The organism is Bacillus sp. M13(2017), from assembly GCF_002218325.1.
Lineage (GTDB): Bacteria > Bacillota > Bacilli > Bacillales > Bacillaceae_G > Bacillus_A > Bacillus_A thuringiensis_K.
Genome location: NZ_KZ268512.1, coordinates 87,422 through 106,784 on the forward strand (window position 1 = coordinate 87,422; position 19,363 = coordinate 106,784).

Sequence of the window (19,363 nt, forward strand, 5' to 3'; positions counted from 1 at the left end):
AATTCATTCGCCTTACTATGTAAAAAAGGCTTTATACCCATCTTTTGGGTGTTGTAATAAAGGAATGAAGAACTGGAGGAACATATGGTTAATAAGTTGAAACAAACGGATAACTACTTCCCACATTTCCTATTGCTATTCATTGTGTTTCAACCAATTTTAGATTTATTAACATCTTTTTCAATCTATATACTACACATGAGCGCAACAGTTGGAGTTGTAGTCCGTTTCGCCTTTATGCTTCTTGCATTAGGGTACCTACTTCTTCATCACAAACAACAAGATGCGAAAAAGTACATCCTCTATTTGTGCTTACTCGGGATCGCACTCGCAATCGGTCTTGTAAATAATATGATGGTTAAATCTCCAGTTTCATTTGGAGAAGAAGTTAAATTCATCTTAAAGAGCGTATATCCAATTGTGCTACTGTTTGGATATATTATCGCCTTTAAAGAGCTAAAAAATAAAGAGTATGTATTTCATAAAATCATTACATATTTCTTATATGCAACTTTAATTTTAAGCATTACAATGATTGTCGCAATGCAAACTGGAACGGATTTCCCAAGCTATCCTCACTCAAAAATCGGTTCAAGAGGTTGGTTCTTCGCTGGAAATGATTTAAGTTCTCTTTTCGCCATTATGTTCCCAATCATTGTCTTATATTCGATTCATAAAACAACTTCTTTCTCGAAAATATATTACTGGATTCCAACAATACTTGCGATGTATGCAAGTATTATGGTCGGAACGAAAGTCGGATATGGCGCAATTGTTATTACATTAGGCGTAGCACTTTTCTTCTCATTCATTGAATATATGATAAATCGTAAAAAAGAAGGAAAAGGATTCACACATATTGTAAATACCGTTGTTGTCGCAGTTATACTAGGAGGTTTAATTGCTCTTACACCGCATACTCCTATCGCAAAAAATATAGGCATTCACATGCAAATATACGAATACAAAAAATCAGTGCAAGAAGAGAAAGATCGAAAAGAAGGAAAAGTAATTAAAGCAGATCCAGAAGATGCAAAAAAACATGCAAAAGGTGAACTTACAGATTCTGAAGTAAAAAGTTTAATTTACAGTGATCGCGACAAATTCTTAAAAACATACAAACAATACTATAAAGACGCACCGCTTTCACAAAAACTATTCGGAATGGGTTACGCTGGTAACTACACAGATAAAATTAAATTAATTGAAATGGACTTCCATGACCTATTTTTCGCCTTTGGAATTGTCGGTTTCCTTATTTACTTAATACCTCTTCTATACTTTGGTATTAAATTATTTATCCGCATGATCACAAACTTTAAGAAAATCATGAAAGTAAAGTATATGCTATTAGCGAGCACACTCGTTCTATCACTTGGCATTGGCTTTATGTCTGGCCACGTATTAACAGCACCAGCCGTTAGTATTTTCTTCATTGTTATTCTCGCTTATATCATTGTTGATTTTGAAATTGAATAAAAAGAAGGTGCTACGAAATATTAGTAGCACCTTCTTTTTTATTTAATTAATGTTTTACGTATTCTAAGCTTTCTTTTGCAATATACGCTTCTGTTACAGTAGGATTATCTGAAATAACTTTAACCCACGCTTTTCCATTTATTATCTCTTCACCAGTAACTGTGACAACTACATTTGTATTTAAACGATACAGTCGCTCATTTGATATACTAGGATTCTTTTTCACTTCCACGTTATTCATCACACGTGCAAGTTTGTACTTGTTGTATTCTTTTTTACCTAAATAAGAATCAAAACGGTTCATATGCCCCGCTACTTTTTTACCCCAGTTCGCATCAGATGCATATTTCGCATTTAAACCAGCAGCTTTATCACCTGTATATGTTGCTGTATAACGCCAATGTCCTGGATTTAAATATCCTTCATTCATGTATAATTTTGCTGCATGTTCAATACAATCTTCTTTTGAATTGAATGCTTCTCCGTTACCATACGGACTATCGTCTGTTGCTTTTAAACCAAATAAATTATTTTTGTCTTTTGCAAGAGCGCTTGTTCCATAATAACTTTCATGAATTGCTAATGAATATAAGAATAATGCATTTACATTATACTTGCTTTCTACTTCTTTAAATTTCTTTCCTAAACCAATTAATGGAGAGTCTGGTTTAATCGATTTCACATAACTATCTAGTTGTTCAGCTGTATAATCTGTTTTCGAACGTAATGATAAATAATTGAAATATTGATAGAAAGTTTCGTCTCCAAATGTCTTTCCATCTACACTATACATTTGCTGTCCTTGCTTCATGAAAGAAGGTGCCACACCATATCTAAATTCTGTATATCCAGGTGAACTTGTATTATATGTATAATATTTATGGTATAAATATCCATCTGATTTCACATAATAAGACGACTGTTTCATTTCATTTGTAGGAATTAAAGTGATTTCATTCTTCTTCACATAACCTGTCAAACCAGAAAGTTGAACTTTCACACGATCTTCGCCAACTTCTAACACTTTCAATTCTGTTCCATACTGAATATACGTATATACTGTTGACAAATTCTCATCATAAATATTAATGATGTTTTGCCCAGTTATTCTTTTTGCACTTGCAAAACCATCTTTAATCCATAAAAATTCGTTCTCGTATTTTACCGCATTCATACCTTTATTTTGAGCAGCCGTAACCGCTTCTTTATACGTATTATAGCGCTCTACTTCTTGCTCTGTTCCGTTTTCTCTTACATTTGTCACAACATATTTCTTAGTTTCTACAGGATTGCTATTTCCGTTTTTTTCAATCGTCTGAAGCATGCGATCCAACATAGCTGAAGCCATCCCTCTTGTAGCTGATAAATGTGGTCTAAATGTATTATCTTCTGGATACCCTTTAATAATTTGAGTAGCCACCATAACTTGTACATGCTCTTTATAGTTAATACTATCTTTATCAGTAAAGGTAAGCGGACTTACAGCTACTTTAATATTTTTATAGTCTAACGCTCGCTTTACCATTATCGACATTTCTTCACGTGTAATCACATCATTTGGTGAAAATGTCTCGTTCGTACGACCATTAATAATTTTCGCTCCATATGCTCTACTTACACCATCATATAAACCGTAAGTCTTCGGCACATCCTCGAAATTCGAATCAGCTTTCGGTAAATTTAAAGCCCTTGCTATGAATGTAGCAAACTCTGCTCTTGTTACTAATTTATCAGGCGCATATACATTGTCTCCATACCCCATTAAAACTCCTTTAGTAATAAGTGAGCGCATATTCGTCTCAAACATATGTCCTGTAATATCATCATTTGCCGCATAACTTGAAATAGGAGTTAAAAGTAATGATCCCGTTAATGCCACTGCTGTTATACCTTTTGAAAAAGTCTTCAAGTTTACCCTCCTCGTAATCTACGAATTTATTATCACAAATTTGATTATATAATAATCGCAATCATTTTAGCATAATAAATAGGAATTAAAATAAAACGTTTTTGTAATTAGAATTTTCATTAAATTCAAAACAAAAATAAAAGACACTTTACTTTTTTAATAAAGTGCCTTTTTCCATATGATCAATGAGTTTCTTTGTTGCCTGTTTGCCTTGCAACCGAAGCTCATCTATTGTCAATTGTAACTCTTGCTCCACAGTTCCTTGTTGCATTAATTGCTTTTTCGCAATTTCATATAAATACTCAGCACTCCATTCGCCATCCACACTTCCTATAACTGGCTGATTCACTTGACTTAAAAACGAATCAATTTTCGGATCGTATGAAATCCCGACCATTGGAGTTTTGGCTACAGCAGAAAAAACTAGTGCATGAAGACGCATACCAATTAGTAATGAACATTGTGATAAAATGAATATTTTCTCGTCGATATCCATTTTATATGGAAGCATATACGTCTCTTCTCCCATTAAGTCTACTACTTCACGCGAAGCTTTTTGATCAAATGGCTCATGCATTGGAACAAATAGAATTTGGTATCCTTCTTGCTTTAATTTTTTTAATGCCTCAGCTAATTTTTTTATATAATCTTCTTTTGCATTCCAATAACGCACACTAACCGCAATTACTTTTCCATGTATCGAATGCTTTTGCAACCAATCCGATTGTTTTGTCCGTTTCCATGTTAAAACAGGGTCTGGAACAATTTCAATATCGTTTTTTATGCCAAGTTCTTTTAAATATAAAAACGAATCCTCATCTCGAACTGATACGTAGGAAGCTTTTGACAAGTTCCATTTTACTAATAAACGATTATATCCTTTTGTAATTGGACCTATTCCTTGTGAATAAATATAATACGGCTTTTTTAATAATCGAGCGAGTCCCATAATACCCGTATAATATAGAATACTCTTCGTACTTGTCTGATCTTGAAGAAGGCTCCCGCCACCGCTAATGACTCCATCACTGTTTTTGATTGCATGATAAACAGCTTTTATATCCCAGCGATCTACCGATTCTACACCATACATTTCCTTTGTATATTTAGAATCATTTGATAGTACTACTAGTTCTATATCCGGGTTCTCTTTACTTAACGATTCAATAATTGATTGTAGAATCGCCTCGTCTCCAACATTATAAAAACCATAATATCCTGATAAGACTAAACGCACCCTAAATCTCCTCCAAAACTAGGTAACCGTTTATTTCATCTAACATAAACTGGTACCCATTCCTTACCTAAACACTTGATACCCTACATAGTTTCCTCTTTATCAGTTCATATGAATTATAATAAAAAATTAAATTTCTATATTTATCTTTTCAAAAATGGTATTTTGTTTATTGATATCCATTTTAATTTCAAAGCACATACACCATACAAAATGGTTGTAATACTTAATGCTATACCACTGAATAATAACGTCATAATTCTTGAAGATGTAACATCTATCACATTACATAATTCATACAATCCTAGTCCCAAAATACATGCTATTGCTAGCACACCAAAAAAGCTTTTTAAATGAATAGAATAGGCAATATAGCTTCGAATATACAAATGATTTACAATACAAAGCAATATGTAAGTAATTAATGTACTATACGCCGCTCCATCTATGCCAAACTTCTGCACGAACATAATGTTTAACACGACTTTCACACAACTCGCACCAATAACAATCCATGCAGCTTGTGCAGAACGGTTAATGCCCTGTAAAACACCTATTGATAATACCATAACCGCAGTAAAATACGAACTGCCAATCATAACTGTTAACATACTACTGCCTTTTACGTCTGTGAACAATCCGACATTTAACGGTACTGTTAATGCCATCAACCATATTGTTAACGGTGCTGTCAAAACATGCGCTAGTCGATTTGTATTTTGAATTGTTATTTTCGCCAAATTTATATCTCTTTTGGCCAATGCGGAAGTTAAGAGTGGTATTAACGGAAATACAATTGCACTTGCAAAAATAACAATTATTTGCGTGAATGCAAAACCGCGACTGTATATTCCAAATTGTTCTTGAATTTCTGTTGATGATCCTTGTAATACATGCGGTATTGTAAGCGAGTCTACTAAATTTAAAAGTGGCATTGATAAAGCTCCGATAGCGATTGGGATCGATACCCGCAATATCTTTTTGCCGTTTTCTCTTAAATCTCGGAGCGAATAGGAATTGCTTTTATTGTAGTATGGACTTCTATTATATTTTATACGCAAATATATAAGCGAACTAATGACTCCAAGAAAAGAGCCAACCATCGCACCACTAGTAATAACAGTATTACTCTTATCCCATGATACTAGTATGTAAGCAATTATTAACATAAAAAACACACGTACAAATTGCTCAATGACCTGTGATACCCCTGTTGGTTTCATATCACCGAAACCTTGAAAATACCCTCTATACACCGCCATGTATGGCGCAATGAGTAATGCTAATGAAGTAATAAGCAACGGCATTCTAGTTTCTTGTCCACCGAGCATATTCGCAATTTCAATAGAAAATAATACAATGACTAAACAGCCGAAAACGCCAAATGCTATCCCAATAATTGACGCTGATTTAAATAATTTCGCAATTTCCTTTTGCTTATTTTTTTCGTTCAACTCTGCAATTAGTTTCGAAATTGCAAGTGGAACTCCGGCTACCGATAATGTAAGAGCAATCATATATACAGGAAAAACAAGGCGAAAAATACCGAGCACTTCATCTCCTGCAATATTTTGTAATGGAATTTGAAAAAAACTACCAAGCAATTTTGACAAAAAAGTTGTAATGGTTAAAATTGCTGCTCCTTTTACAAATGTTTTATTCATATTTTTTCTCTTTTCTTTTATACATATACTCTCAAACATATTGTTTTAAGCGATAGGGATTCATTTTATCCCATTGGTTATCATAACAAATTTATTATAGGTTGAATACTTGGTTTTTTTTTCAAAATAGAAAAGCGAACCCATTTAAGCCTGTCTCTTCACAATATTTTTCTAATTCCTTCCATTATATATGTACACACTATAAGCGTTTCTATTACGCCAAAAGAGCCCTTCCTCTCTGTCACTGCGATACATATTACTAAAAACATTATAAAAACATCCCACAACTCTACATTATAATTTATGTAAAATTGTGAGATATTCTAATTACTATCTAAACACTTAAGATTTTCAATTGCTCTTTCTGTTCATCGCTTGCCATTACTGCGATTGTTTTTTCAATACTCGGATGTACTTGCTCAAGCTTTACACTTGCTCCTACTTTATTTGATTGCTCAACAAAATTTAATAATGCCATAGCTCCTGATACATCCATATAACGCACATCTTTCATACGTAAAACAACCGGTGACTTCACATCTTGTAAAGTAGCGAAAATACGATCTACTGATAGGAAAGAGAGCGGCCCTTGAATTGTGTACGTTTCTTCTTTTTCTTTTACGATAGAAGTTTTACGTTCTTTACATTTCACCATATATATGATGAACGAAAGAATAATACCGAAGGCAACAGCAATCATTAAATCGAACTTCACCGTTACAATCATCGTTACGAGCATAACAACGACATCACCTTTAGGAGCGACATGCATCTTTTTCATGCTTCCCCAATCGAACATTCCAATACCAGTTAAAATTAAAATACCTGATAATACAGCAAGTGGAATATATTGTACGACCGAACCAAGACCCATAATAAAAATAAATAAGATAACACTATGCATACATGCCGAAAGTGCCGTTTTACCGCCACTTCTTATATTCACGATAGACCTTACAGTCGCACCTGCACCTGCTAATCCGCCAAACAATCCGCTCATCATATTACCGATACCTTGTCCAACGAGCTCTTTATTACTTTTATGACGTGTACCTGTCACATTATCCATTACGACCGATGTTAACAACGAGTCAATCGACCCTAACAAAGCAATACTAAGCGCTGGTAAAATAAGTGCTGCTATTCCTGTTCCACTTAAAGATGGAATATGAAGCGTAGGTATCGCTTCTGGAATAGTTCCAATCTTTTCAATTACTTTATTTAGTGAAAGATTTCCGATAATCGGTAACTTTACTGTAAGTCCTTCGAGTAGAGAAGAAAATAAAGGAAGCAAAGCTGTCACACCGACTAGTGCTACTAAACTAGACGGAATCGCCTTAATCCATTTGCCAGAAACAATCATTACAATAATCGTTAACACAACAAGTAGAAAACTATTTTGTACGTGTTTTATTTCGCCTAAAATAATGATTAATGCAATACCATTCATAAATCCTGAAACGACAGGATACGGAATATATCGAACGTAAGAACCGAGCTTACATACACCGAATAAAATTTGAAATAATCCTGCCATCATAAAGGCAATAAAACTTGCCTCTAACCCGTGCGTCGCAATAACTCCTGTTGCAATAACGGTAATCGGTCCAGTTGGCCCTGTTACTTGCCCAGGTGTCCCGCCAAATAACGCTGCGAATAAACCTGCAAAAATTGCACCATACAATCCAACAAGCGCTCCCTCAGACGTTCCTGTCGCAGCAATACCAAACGCAATCGCAAGTGGTAACGCAACAATCGCAACAGTAAATCCTGCTAAACATTCCTTTGCTATTTTTTGAAACATAAAAAAACCACCTTTGTATAAAGTCCATGTTCCATTGTACACCTAAAAAGATACATTCGTTAGCTCACTTTTTACATTCTCGTGACGTAAACGTATTCAACGAAAAGTTTTCCCCTTATCTTTGGAAACAATTGCAACTATGCTATAATGAACAAATTAAATCTTTTACTATATACTTGGAGGCACTATGCTAACTTTTGAAGAAAAATTATCGATTATTGAATCTTTCCCAGAACTAGAAAGAAAGAACGTATCATTAAAACGTGTAAACTTCCACTTTGAAGAAAGTCGTTTAGATAAAAAGAACGTTGTATTTCATTTACACCCAAATGGAAATGGATTTGTATATGCAAGCGGTATTAAAGGTTATAAAACAGATGATAAAGGTATGGTTAACATCCGTGAGTTTTCAGCAGAGGAGTTACGTTCAGTAATTGAGAAATCAATTGACCTTCTATCACAAGAAGAGGTAGTAGCACCTGTAGAACCTGCGAAAGAAGAAGAATGGCAGAACGAAGATGGTCATATTCTTACTCTTATTTCAGAGGATGACATGTGGAACGTGTACGCTGGTGTAAACTTAGACGGTACATTCAACTCTTATCCAGAAGCTGCGGAATACCTTGATGAAGAAGGCTTTTCACGCAAATAAAAATAGAAACCTATTTCATTCAACGACTTTTATAGTAATCAAAGAAGACACTTAAGGTGTCTTTTTTTGTTATATAAACTCCTTTCTCACACTATCTCTACTAATTTTCATAAAATGATTTAGAGGAGGTTTATATGAATACAACTGCTAAATTAATAAATTGGAAAGAACATGGCGATATGATTATTCTAGAATGTGAATTAAATGGAAAACGCTTCGAGATATCAACATATAAACAACGAATATATAATGCACACCTTTTATCAGATGACGTTTATATTCGTTTAGACTCATCTGATAATATAATTGGAATAAATATTTATAAAAAGTAAGAAAAGCCCCCTATTCCGTAGGTGGGCTTTATCTTTATTACACAATATTAGAGTATACTCTTTTTTCATACATTTTATGTAATTATACATATTCATTAAAAAATACACTAAATGAATATTACATGTAGTAAAATATAACTTGTGGGCACGTTCTATAAAGCAGATTCTTTTAAAAGGCGTAACATATCAATTATTATAGGGGATGTGGCGTCACTTCGATATTGATCTCAAATCTCTTGTCTTTTGTGAACTAACAATCTAGTGTATATAGACGATTCTGCTTTATAGTGTGTGTTTACACTCATAACAAAGGGGTAATGGTAATACGGATAGATTCCGATTCGTATGAAATGAAATGGTTCAAGTCGGAGAGAGGCACCTTAAGGTGTCTTTTCTTTTTGGACATTACATCCATTTTGTTTTTCCACCTTATTTCAAATGCGCTAATTAACCTTCACCAAGAAGAAACGAGAATTAAGTAAATATAAAGTGATTGATATTCACTTAATTCTCAATCTCTATAAAGGAACAGGACATTTAAGAATTAACAAAGATATTGTTTCTTCGGTTTAATCTCTTACAGAACAAGGGACAAAAATCCCATAGGTATGAGGCACCCTTCATTTTCTATTTTTTGCCCCTTTCAACGATTCCCTCAGCACAAACTTCTGCAACTTACCGCTCGCATTACGCGGAAGTTCATCTACAAATAAATAATGACGCGGACGTTTATAATCTGCTAGTTCATCACTTTCTTTGCAATACGTTTCTAAATCAGCTTCAGTTATTGTTTCATCTTTCTTCACAATAACTGCTACAACACGCTCTCCCCATAATTCATCTGGCTCACCAAGTACCGCCACATCTAATATACCAGGATGACTATGAAGGAAATCTTCAATTTCACGAGGATAAATATTTACGCCACCGCTAATTACCATATCATCAACGCGATCAGCAACGAATAAATAACCGTCTTTATCAAAATAGCCTAGATCACCAGAATGATACCATCCTTTATACATCGATTTTTTATTCGCTTCTTCACGATTATGATAGCCAGCCATCATAGTTGGGCCGCGCAAAATAATTTCTCCCACTTCATAAGGAGGTAATACATCCTCTGGTTCTGCCGGTGCATCCTCGTTCGGTTTCACAATACGAACTTCATGGCTAAAGCATGGCGTGCCTGCTGAACCAGCTTTCGTAATTTGATCCTCCTCTACGAGAAACGCAACAACTGGTCCCATTTCTGTCATTCCGTATATTTGAACAAGATCAATATAAAGGCGTTCTTTACATTCCTTCACTAACGCCGGTGCCATTGCTGCTCCGCCGTATATACCAATCTTCATCGAAGTTAAATCATACTGAGCTAAATCTTTTTGCAACAACATATTCCACATCGTCGGCGCTGCAAAGAACGTCGTAATCTTTTCTTCTTGAATCGTATGTAATACTGTTTCTGTATCAAAATGATGCAAAATAACATTCTTTCCACCAACTTGAATGCGTGGTATGATTCCGGCATTTAATTCACCACAGTGATATAAAGGCGCCACAACAAGCCCTACACTATCTCTATTATATTTAAGGAAATACGTACAAATCATACTATGCTCAGTCATTTCACGATGACGATGTAATACGCCTTTCGGATGACCTGTCGTACCGCTCGTATAAAGCATTGAACAATAATCCATTTCATCAATTTCGATATTTACTTTCTCAGAAGATGCTGCATTCACTTTTTCATGGTAGGAACTTGCATAGGAAGGTTTATCGTTTTCTATAGACCAAAAAGATGTATTTGGAAAATCTCTTTCAATTATAGCAACAGTTGACTCAACTGCTTTTTCAAAGACAACGACTTTCGAGGATGCGTCCTGAAGAATATAAGATACTTCTTTTGCTTTTAAGCGGAAATTAATCGGGTTAAAGATCGCTCCAATTTTCGCACAGGCTAAGTAAACGTTTACAAATTCACGGCAATTATATAAGTAAACAGATACAGTATCTCCCTTTCTTACTCCGTCTTCTAATAGAGCGTGCGCTGTTTTATTTATTTGTTCATCCCACTGTTTATACGTCCAGCGAATATTCTTTTCAGGTTCCACTAACGCCTCTTTATTCGGATACTTACCAACTGATAAATCAAAAATTCTCCCTATCGTCATGTACATGCCAACAATTTCCCCCTTTTCTCTTTCATAAATCTATCATTTCGTCCATAAGTAGACATTGTCCTTTAATGATTTGACTAATTTTTCTGATTATTATCGACATAGTTTTACATACGGTGCCGCTAGAAGGTAAATGAAATTATATCAGCGATTTTCCAGGTATATCGACCGTAACTTGAAATATATCAGCGCAACTCGAATTATATCAGCGATTTTTCGAATATATCGACTTACCGACAAAAACTGACAAGATATAATCGGACCGCCCATTACTGCAGGATAAAAAAGAGGTTGTTCCGACTCGGAACAACCTCTTTCTTCTTATGCAAATAGCTCTTCTAAAATTTTCAGTTTGTCTTCTGTATATTTTACGAAGCCATCGTTATATGATTTTGGATCTTTCGGATTTGCGAAGTGCGTAATTGCCCCCGTCTTCGGGTGAACAAATTTACTTGATGCACCACAGCCAAGTCCGATAATCGATTGTACTTCTTCCATAATAACAATGTTGTAAATACTTTCTTGCGTCGGCATTGCATAACCAACGTTCTCTAAGTTACCTAAAATATTCTTTTGACGATATAGGTAATATGGTACGTAATTATGCTTTTGCGTCCACTCTTCTGCTTCGTGCATCATCGCTGTAATTTCTTCGCGACCTGCTACTTTATATTTACGTTTGTTTTGCGTCATTTCAGAAGCACGTTTAAATGATAACGTATGAACTGTTAATGATTCTGGCATTAACTTTTCTGTTTCATCTAACGTATGTTTGAAGATATCTAACCCTTCACCAGGAAGACCAATAATTAAGTCCATATTAATATTGTTCATTCCCATTTCACGAGCTAAATGGTATTTCTCAATTGTTTCTTCTACAGTATGATGACGTCCAATTGCTTTTAGTGTCTCTTGATGGTATGACTGCGGATTAATACTAATACGGTCAATGTTCCATTTATTTAACACTTCTAGCTTTGCTGGCGTGATCGTATCTGGGCGACCTGCCTCAACTGTTACTTCACGCACATTTTTCACATCTGGGAACGCTTCATACATTTCTTCATACAGCATATCCATCTCTTCTGCTGTAATACTTGTCGGTGTACCGCCGCCGTAATAAATCGTCGTAACTGTTACACCTTTTTCTTTTAAAAACTTACCAATTTCACGAACTTCATAATGTAAACCACCTAAGAACGAATCAACAGAGCCTTGGCGTCCATTAATCGCATAAGCCGGGAATGTACAATATGCACACTTCGTTGGGCAGAACGGAATACCGATATAAATACTTACTTCTTCTTTCAAACGGTATAAATCCGGAACAACTGCTAATTGGCAATCAACAATGCGCTGAAGAAGTTCAATTTTCTCTTCATGAATTAAATAACTTTCACGAAGCTCTTGATGCGCTTCTTCTTTTGACATACCATTTTGAAGCATTTTATGAAGAAGTTTCGTCGGACGTACTCCGGTTAAAATACCCCAGCTTTGTTCAATACCAGTTAACTGCTGAAGAACAGAAAGATATACATAAGAAACAACGTGTTTCACTTGCTTCATACGCTCTTTTTCATCTGTGAAAGCAGATAAATCTTTCGAGAATGTTTCTTCATACACATTTCCTGTGCTAACATCCGTTAATCGAGCGGATGCTTTCACATTATCCTCAATGTGTATATCAACGATAAGATTCGCTTCCTCTTGTTCAAATCCAATCGTACTATCTTCAAAAAATAAGCCGCCAATATTTTGTAGCGGACGTAAAAAACGATCATCTTGTAACGTTTTAATTGAAATTAACAACATTATCACCTTTTCATTTGCAAACTCTCTTTAGTTTACTTGAAGGGCGTTTACAGGTCAATACAGAAGGTTTTACCTGTTTCTCTTACATTTTTTCAAATAATTCTTTTTATGAATATCGCTCATGTATATAGACATCATCATTTTCTCTTGTTAAAATTTATTAGTATTAAAATCGATACATAGTGAAAATACAATATAAAAAGGAGGAATGTTAACACTAGATTCCATAATCTAATGTGTTAAAAACAAATATGAAAAAGAAATTTTATAGTGTTTTAACTCTCTCTCTTGCATTACAAACTGTTCTTGCACCTACTTATTCATTTGCAGAGAGTGCTGAAAAATCCGCTGAAGTATATACGGAAGATCAAGTTTTTAAAAGTATTAAAGAGCATGTTAATGAGCATAGTACTCATGAAGAAGATATCGAGGTTACTGGTCAATTCCTACTATACACTTCAAAAAAACATTCATTATATACCGCGAATGATTTAAAAAACAAATCGAATATCGAGATTACAGAACAAGTCGTAACGGCGACAAAGAAAAAAGGAAATGCTTATTACATAACGACGCCAACTGGCGCTGGATGGATAGATAACAATGATAATAGTTTAGAAGTTCAAGAGATTCATAAACTATCTAACCAAAAATTAATCGTAAAAGAAGAAGCTTCCATACATGCCCTTCCGTTCCAATCATTTAAAGAAGAAGGGAAACTACAGCCACAAGTCATAACTCCTACTGAACAAGCTGGAAATTGGTTTAAAGTCCAAATAAATGAAACAGCAAAATGGATTTATGCACCTGCTGCTACATTTGAAGGTACAAAAGCTTCATTATTAAAAAACAGTCGTACTGCTAAAAATAGTTTATTGAGATCGCCAGAAGCTCTACAAACAAACAATATTTATGGCGTTACATTTAAAGAAATGATTGTCCCAAAAGGAAATGATGATATTCGCCCTGGCTACCCAATGGTACCTAAATATATTACGATTCACGAAACGGCTAATACAGCGAAAGGTGCCAATGCTCTAAATCATGCAAAATTCTTAGATAATCAAGCACGCGGAACAGCTGATCGCGCCGCATCTTGGCATTTCACAGTAGATGATAAAGAAATTTATCAACATCTTCCAGTAAATGAAGTTGGATGGCATGCTGGAAATAAAACTGGAAACTATGAATCTATCGGAATTGAAATTGCCGTTAATCAAGATGGAAACTATGAAAAAGCGGTAGAAAATGCCCGTAAATTGGCAGCTTATTTAATGAACGACTTAAATATTTCTCTAGATAAGGTCCAAAAACACCAATTTTGGTCAGGAAAAAACTGCCCTGCGTTTATGATTCAACGCGGACAATGGGATGCTTTCTTAAAAGGAACTGAAACATACTATAAGGAAAACCAAAAAGATCCAGTAACTGATGACATTACAGGTGGATGGTATGAACAAGACATTCGTCAATTAGCAGCTAGAGGCATTATGCAAGGAGAAGGGAACGGCAAGTACTTCCCAGAACGTCTTGTAACGCGTGCTGAATTTGCTACACTAATTACTCGTGCTTTACAATTACCAAGTGGAAATGCTAATTTCACAGACTTAGAACAAGTACACCCATCGTTAAGAGACGGTATTAATCGTGCAGCAAGCGCAGGCATAATCCGCGGACGTGGTGATAATACATTTGATCCAAATACTACAATTACACGCGAAGAAGCTGTTATTATGATTGATCGTTCTCTAAAACACGCTGGTATTTTTGCAAAACAAGTTGAACTACCATTCGTAGACCAAAACTTAATTTACGCTAAAGAAGAAGTACAAAGAGTGTATGGATATGGAATTGTAAAAGGTAATGAATTTAATCAATTCGTACCAAAAGGACCATCACAACGTGCTCACGCAGCTGCATTTATAAACAGAATGCTTAGCGTAATTGAAGCTTAACATATTTATCATTCCATATAGATATTTTCATTTTATCTGTATTCACTTAAAAGGCATCAGAGACTATATATCTCTGATGCCTTTTATACATCTGTTAGCTATTTTTAGCCATGAATCTTAAACGTATTCCTAATAACAGAAGCATAAAACCGATGAATGGAACGTAATTCGTATTGTGTCCTGTAGCTGGAAGTTGTTGATTATTAGAAGAACCTTGTCCTTTTTCTGGTAAATTAGGTTTTTCTACTCCCTCACCTGGTTTTTCTGTTCCTTCTCCCGGCTTCTCTGTTCCTTCACCCGGCTTTTCTGTTCCTTCACCTGGTTTTTCTGTTCCTTCACCTGACTTCCCTGTTTCTTCACCTGGCTTCCCTGTTTCTTCACCTGGCTTCCCTGTTTCTTCACCTGGCTTCCCTGTTTCTTCACCTGGCTTTTCTGTTCCTTCACCTGGTTTTTCCGGACCTTTTTCTGTATCTTTTTTATTTGTAATTTGAAGCTTTACAACTTCAATTTTTTCATTAGAAATCGTAAATTTCATTTCCTTATCGGATAAAGTATATCCTTCTGGCGCTTGGATTTCTTTTAAAGTGTAATCTCCTGGTTCTAACTTCTTAGAAGTCGCTTTACCGCTCTTGTTTGTTGTTAATGTGTCGATTTTTGTTCCGTCTTTCCAAATTTCAAACACTGCGCCTGCTAAAGTTTTATTTGTATTATTGGCATCTACCTTTGTAATTTCTAATTGACCTGTAATTTCTTCTTTCACTTTTTCATTCATAACTTCTTGTTTTACTACTTCGTTCGCTACAACGTTTACTTCTACTGTTACTTCTAACGCCTTATAACCTTCTGGCGCTTTTGTTTCCTCTAACGTGTACTTTCCTGGCACTAAGTTTTCGAATTTCACAACACCTTCTTTATTCGTTGTTTTCGCTTCTCCAACTACTTGACCAGCTTCGTTCTTTAATTTAAATTCTGCACCTGCTAGAACTGTTCCACTCTCTGCATCCTTTTTGGTTACTTGTAAGCTTCCTAGTTCTTTTGCGTTTTCTACTTGTACTTCTACTACTTTGTTTGCTTCCACAACGACTTCAATCTCTTCTTTTAACAACTTATATCCTTGTGGTGCTTTCGTTTCTTTTAATGTGTATGTTCCTGGTTCTAATTTCTTAGAGATTACTTTACCAGTTTTATCTGTTCGTAACGTCTCTACTTTTTTACCATCTTTATACACTTCGAATTCTGCGTCTGATAATACTTTCGTTTTATCTTCCGCATCTACTTTTACAATTTCGAATTGACCAAGGCTCTTACTGTTCGTTACTTTTACATCAACAACTTTTTCACCGTCAACTGTTACATGAATTATTTGTTTTGTTAACTCATAACCTTCTGGTGCTTTTGTTTCTTCTAACGTATATTCACCTGGCACAAGTCCGTCTACTTTAACCGTTCCAGACTTATCTGTTGTAATTCCTTCTTTTACAACATTTCCTTTCACATCTTTCAATGTAAATTGTGCGCCTGCTAAGCGTTTCGTTTGATCTTTATCATCCATTTTAATAATTTGTAGAGAACCTAAGATTTTTTCGTTTTCTGCCTCTACTTTTACTACTTCTTTCTCGTTTTGAATTGTTACTTTCCATTCTTTATTTGAAAGCTTGTAGCCCGCTGGTGCTTTCGTTTCTTTCACTGTGTATTCACCTAGCGGTAATTTCGGTGACATCACTTTTCCACTCTCATCTGTTTTTAGTTCTGCTACCTTTTTACCATCTTTATACACTTCGAATTCTGCACCTGATAACAATTTCGTTTTATCATTCGCATCTACTTTCACGATTTCAAATTGACCTGTTACTTTTTCATTCGTAACTTCTTGTTTTACTACTTCGTTCGCTATAACATTTACTTCTACTGTTACTTCTAACGCCTTATAACCTTCTGGCGCTTTTGTTTCCTCTAACGTGTACTTTCCTGGCACTAAGTTTTCGAATTTCACAACACCTTCTTTATTCGTTGTTTTCGCTTCTCCAACTACTTGACCAGCTTCGTTCTTTAATTTAAATTCTGCACCTGCTAGAACTGTTCCACTCTCTGCATCCTTTTTGATTACTTGTAAGCTTCCTAGTTCTTTCGCATTTTCTATTTGTACTTCTACTAACTTGTTTGCTTCCACAACGACTTCAATTTCTTCTTTTAACAATTTATATCCTTGTGGTGCTTTCGTTTCTTTTAATGTATACTTTCCTGGTTCTAATTTCTGTGAAACTACTTTACCAGTTTTATCTGTTCGTAACGTCTCTACTTTTTTACCATCTTTATACACTTCGAATTCTGCATCTGATAATACTTTCGTTTTATCTTCCGCATCTACTTTCACGATTTCGAATTGACCCGTTACTTTTTCGGGGATCTTTTTATTCACCACATCTACAGTCACTACTTTATTAGCCTCTACATCAATAGAAACTGAACTAGATGATAATTCATATCCTTTTGGTGCTTCTACTTCTTTTAATGTATAGCTTCCAACTGGAAGTTGTTTCGATAAGGCTTCACCTTTATCATCTGTAACAATTGTTTCCACAACTTTCCCATCTTTATCGATAACATCAAATTTTGCACCTGGTAGAAGTTGACCAGATTCACTATCTTTTTTCAATAATTTAAATTGGCCATTCTCTACTTTTCTCGTATTCTTCATAACAAGTTCAATTACGTTTGTATTATCAATTGTTACTTTGACTGGTGTATCAACTTTTATATATCCTTCTGGTGCATTTATTTCTTTTACAAAATAGTCACCAAATGGTAAATCTTTAACTTCCGCAATACCCTTTTCGTTTGTTGTAACAGTAGCCACAACGTTATTATCTTTGTCTATAACATCAAATTTTGCATCTTTTAAAACAATGTTTTCATCATTTTCATCAACTTTTTTAATTTGTAAATGTCCTTTTTCAGCTGCTGGCTTATTCCACTTTGGCCAGTTAAATTTAAAATTATGAACCTCAAAACCATCTCTTTGGTGTAATCCTCCAACATAGGCTTGTCCATTAATAGAACCACCTTTTGTTTCTACAACTGCATTAGGTGCAAACACACTACCTACTACACCATAACCTTTAGTTGTTATCTTTGTAGCATTAGGAAATACCCAAATTACCTTACTAGCTAACTCAGTAAAAGATGAATTAGGGTCGTATGCTTGAGATGTATTAATTAAATCCGTCGCCATCCCAGTATTTCTTGTATCATACAAAATTGCACCGCCACCAAAACTCACTTCTTCTGCATCTGAATAAATAACAATAAAGTCTTTATTCTCTACATTCGGAAGAAAAACGTCTTTTACATCAAATGTTTTCTTTCCCGTTTGGCCTGAAGAGACATAAATATTAGGGTTGTTTACATCTTCACCGATTCCAAAGCTCATATTAGGTTTTGGCTTATCAGTGTGTAGTTTACTTGCATCCCCAATTACACCATCGACGTCTTTTCTAAATTCTTTAAACTTAGCATCAATCTCCGCTTGCTCTTTATAAGAGATACGGTCATATGATGTTTTCATTGCGCCATCTGGGTCACCGTCTTTTGTCATCGCCACTGTTCCATCTTGAATAATTACTTGTCCTGCTCCCGCTTTCGTAAATTGACCGCCTAGTAATAATGATGGATATCCTTCATCTACCCAAGTTGCTCCAGCTAAGTTATTTGCTCCAGTTGCAGCCGCTACGACTGTATAACTTGATGCGTTCATATTTTTCTGAACAGCCATCGCACCTTCAATATCCGCACTCGTTGCACTATGATCTCCAAAAATGATGGCATTGTAATAAGATACATCACCTAAACCTTTTAATTCTGTTGTAGCTGCCTCTGCTTTAAATGGTAAGTGGATTAAAAAATTCATACATATTAGTAATACAACTATTAAACTACTACTTAACTTTTTAATTTTTTGATTAAATGATTTCCTCAAGAAATTCATTCCCCCTTTTAAACTTCCTAAAATCACAAAAAGAAGTACATATCATATGTACCAAACCTTACTCACATTAACTTAAAATAATCCATTTAAATAAAACAAAGAAACACTACAACTACTTAATAAGATTGCTACAATTCATTTTTGAAATAATACGTGAACTAAACTGTCATGCGGAAATACTTTTACGTATGGGAGCCCAATAAAATTAATCTGAAGAATATTTCATGTGGTGTAACTGTTTTGGCAACATCATCCACTTTACATTAGTTTTCTGAAGGATTCAAGTGAATTGTATGGATTTCGTACACAATTCATATTTTAAAACGCTTTCACTGTTTTTAATAAGATAAA

General features: G+C 34.9%; 11 protein-coding genes. 4 read left to right on the forward strand and 7 right to left on the reverse strand.

The features are described 5' to 3' along the window. Positions 1 to 84: 84 nt before the first annotated feature. Positions 85 to 1,479, forward strand: coding sequence for an O-antigen ligase family protein (locus tag CGQ22_RS23730; protein WP_089149445.1), 1,395 nt, complete (start codon positions 85 to 87; stop codon positions 1,477 to 1,479). Between the two features lie 46 nt (positions 1,480 to 1,525). Here CGQ22_RS23730 and CGQ22_RS23735 read toward each other — a convergent pair whose 3' ends face one another. The 4 genes from CGQ22_RS23735 to CGQ22_RS23750 form a co-directional block, all read right to left on the reverse strand. Beyond that, complete coding sequence (locus CGQ22_RS23735) at positions 1,526 to 3,388, reverse strand: S-layer homology domain-containing protein (RefSeq protein ID WP_000847506.1); 1,863 nt, start codon at positions 3,386 to 3,388, stop codon at positions 1,526 to 1,528. 148 nt (positions 3,389 to 3,536) lie between these two features. Beyond that, a complete protein-coding gene (csaB, locus tag CGQ22_RS23740) occupies positions 3,537 to 4,625 on the reverse strand; it encodes a polysaccharide pyruvyl transferase CsaB (RefSeq protein WP_061883813.1) in 1,089 nt (362 codons plus the stop codon). 143 nt (positions 4,626 to 4,768) lie between these two features. Further along, the gene (locus CGQ22_RS23745; protein ID WP_061883812.1) at positions 4,769 to 6,289 is read right to left on the reverse strand and encodes a putative polysaccharide biosynthesis protein; all 1,521 of its coding nucleotides are present in this window, start codon (positions 6,287 to 6,289) and stop codon (positions 4,769 to 4,771) included. Positions 6,290 to 6,623: 334 nt separating this feature from the next. Further along, on the reverse strand, positions 6,624 to 8,093 hold the full coding sequence (locus CGQ22_RS23750) for a SulP family inorganic anion transporter (RefSeq protein WP_089149446.1): 1,470 nt from the start codon (positions 8,091 to 8,093) through the stop codon (positions 6,624 to 6,626). A gap of 187 nt (positions 8,094 to 8,280) precedes the next feature. On the opposite strand from CGQ22_RS23750, the gene CGQ22_RS23755 reads away from it, so the two are divergent. Then, entirely contained in the window at positions 8,281 to 8,745 is a 465-nt protein-coding gene (locus CGQ22_RS23755; RefSeq protein WP_000954998.1) for a hypothetical protein, read from the forward strand. Between the two features lie 134 nt (positions 8,746 to 8,879). Beyond that, positions 8,880 to 9,077 carry a hypothetical protein gene (locus tag CGQ22_RS23760; protein ID WP_001098260.1) on the forward strand — a complete coding sequence of 66 codons (198 nt, stop codon included), beginning with the start codon at positions 8,880 to 8,882 and terminating at the stop codon, positions 9,075 to 9,077. Positions 9,078 to 9,697: 620 nt separating this feature from the next. On the opposite strand, the gene CGQ22_RS23765 is transcribed toward CGQ22_RS23760, so the two are convergent. Beyond that, entirely contained in the window at positions 9,698 to 11,260 is a 1,563-nt protein-coding gene (locus tag CGQ22_RS23765; RefSeq protein ID WP_000281981.1) for a fatty acid--CoA ligase, read from the reverse strand. A gap of 321 nt (positions 11,261 to 11,581) precedes the next feature. Continuing rightward, complete coding sequence (locus CGQ22_RS23775; RefSeq protein WP_002163864.1) at positions 11,582 to 13,072, reverse strand: coproporphyrinogen III oxidase; 1,491 nt, start codon at positions 13,070 to 13,072, stop codon at positions 11,582 to 11,584. Between the two features lie 251 nt (positions 13,073 to 13,323). Between CGQ22_RS23775 and CGQ22_RS31665 the strand changes: the two genes are divergently transcribed. After that, the gene (locus tag CGQ22_RS31665) at positions 13,324 to 15,027 is read left to right on the forward strand and encodes an S-layer homology domain-containing protein (RefSeq protein WP_000726525.1); all 1,704 of its coding nucleotides are present in this window, start codon (positions 13,324 to 13,326) and stop codon (positions 15,025 to 15,027) included. A 94-nt stretch (positions 15,028 to 15,121) separates the two neighbouring features. Here CGQ22_RS31665 and CGQ22_RS23785 read toward each other — a convergent pair whose 3' ends face one another. Then, positions 15,122 to 19,003: a SpaA isopeptide-forming pilin-related protein gene (locus tag CGQ22_RS23785; RefSeq protein ID WP_139032712.1), complete on the reverse strand. Its 3,882-nt coding sequence runs from the start codon at positions 19,001 to 19,003 to the stop codon at positions 15,122 to 15,124. Positions 19,004 to 19,363: the final 360 nt, after the last annotated feature.

What these genes read in the sequence shown, in the direction of transcription:
- CGQ22_RS23760 (WP_001098260.1), top strand. Translation starts at nt 8,880, where the DNA reads ATGAATACAACTGCTAAATTAATAAATTGGAAAGAACATGGCGATATG.
- CGQ22_RS23750 (WP_089149446.1), bottom strand. Translation starts at nt 8,093, where the DNA reads ATGTTTCAAAAAATAGCAAAGGAATGTTTAGCAGGATTTACTGTTGCG.
- CGQ22_RS31665 (WP_000726525.1), top strand. Translation starts at nt 13,324, where the DNA reads ATGAAAAAGAAATTTTATAGTGTTTTAACTCTCTCTCTTGCATTACAA.
- CGQ22_RS23765 (WP_000281981.1), bottom strand. Translation starts at nt 11,260, where the DNA reads ATGTACATGACGATAGGGAGAATTTTTGATTTATCAGTTGGTAAGTAT.
- CGQ22_RS23745 (WP_061883812.1), bottom strand. Translation starts at nt 6,289, where the DNA reads ATGAATAAAACATTTGTAAAAGGAGCAGCAATTTTAACCATTACAACT.
- CGQ22_RS23730 (WP_089149445.1), top strand. Translation starts at nt 85, where the DNA reads ATGGTTAATAAGTTGAAACAAACGGATAACTACTTCCCACATTTCCTA.
- CGQ22_RS23755 (WP_000954998.1), top strand. Translation starts at nt 8,281, where the DNA reads ATGCTAACTTTTGAAGAAAAATTATCGATTATTGAATCTTTCCCAGAA.
- CGQ22_RS23775 (WP_002163864.1), bottom strand. Translation starts at nt 13,072, where the DNA reads ATGTTGTTAATTTCAATTAAAACGTTACAAGATGATCGTTTTTTACGT.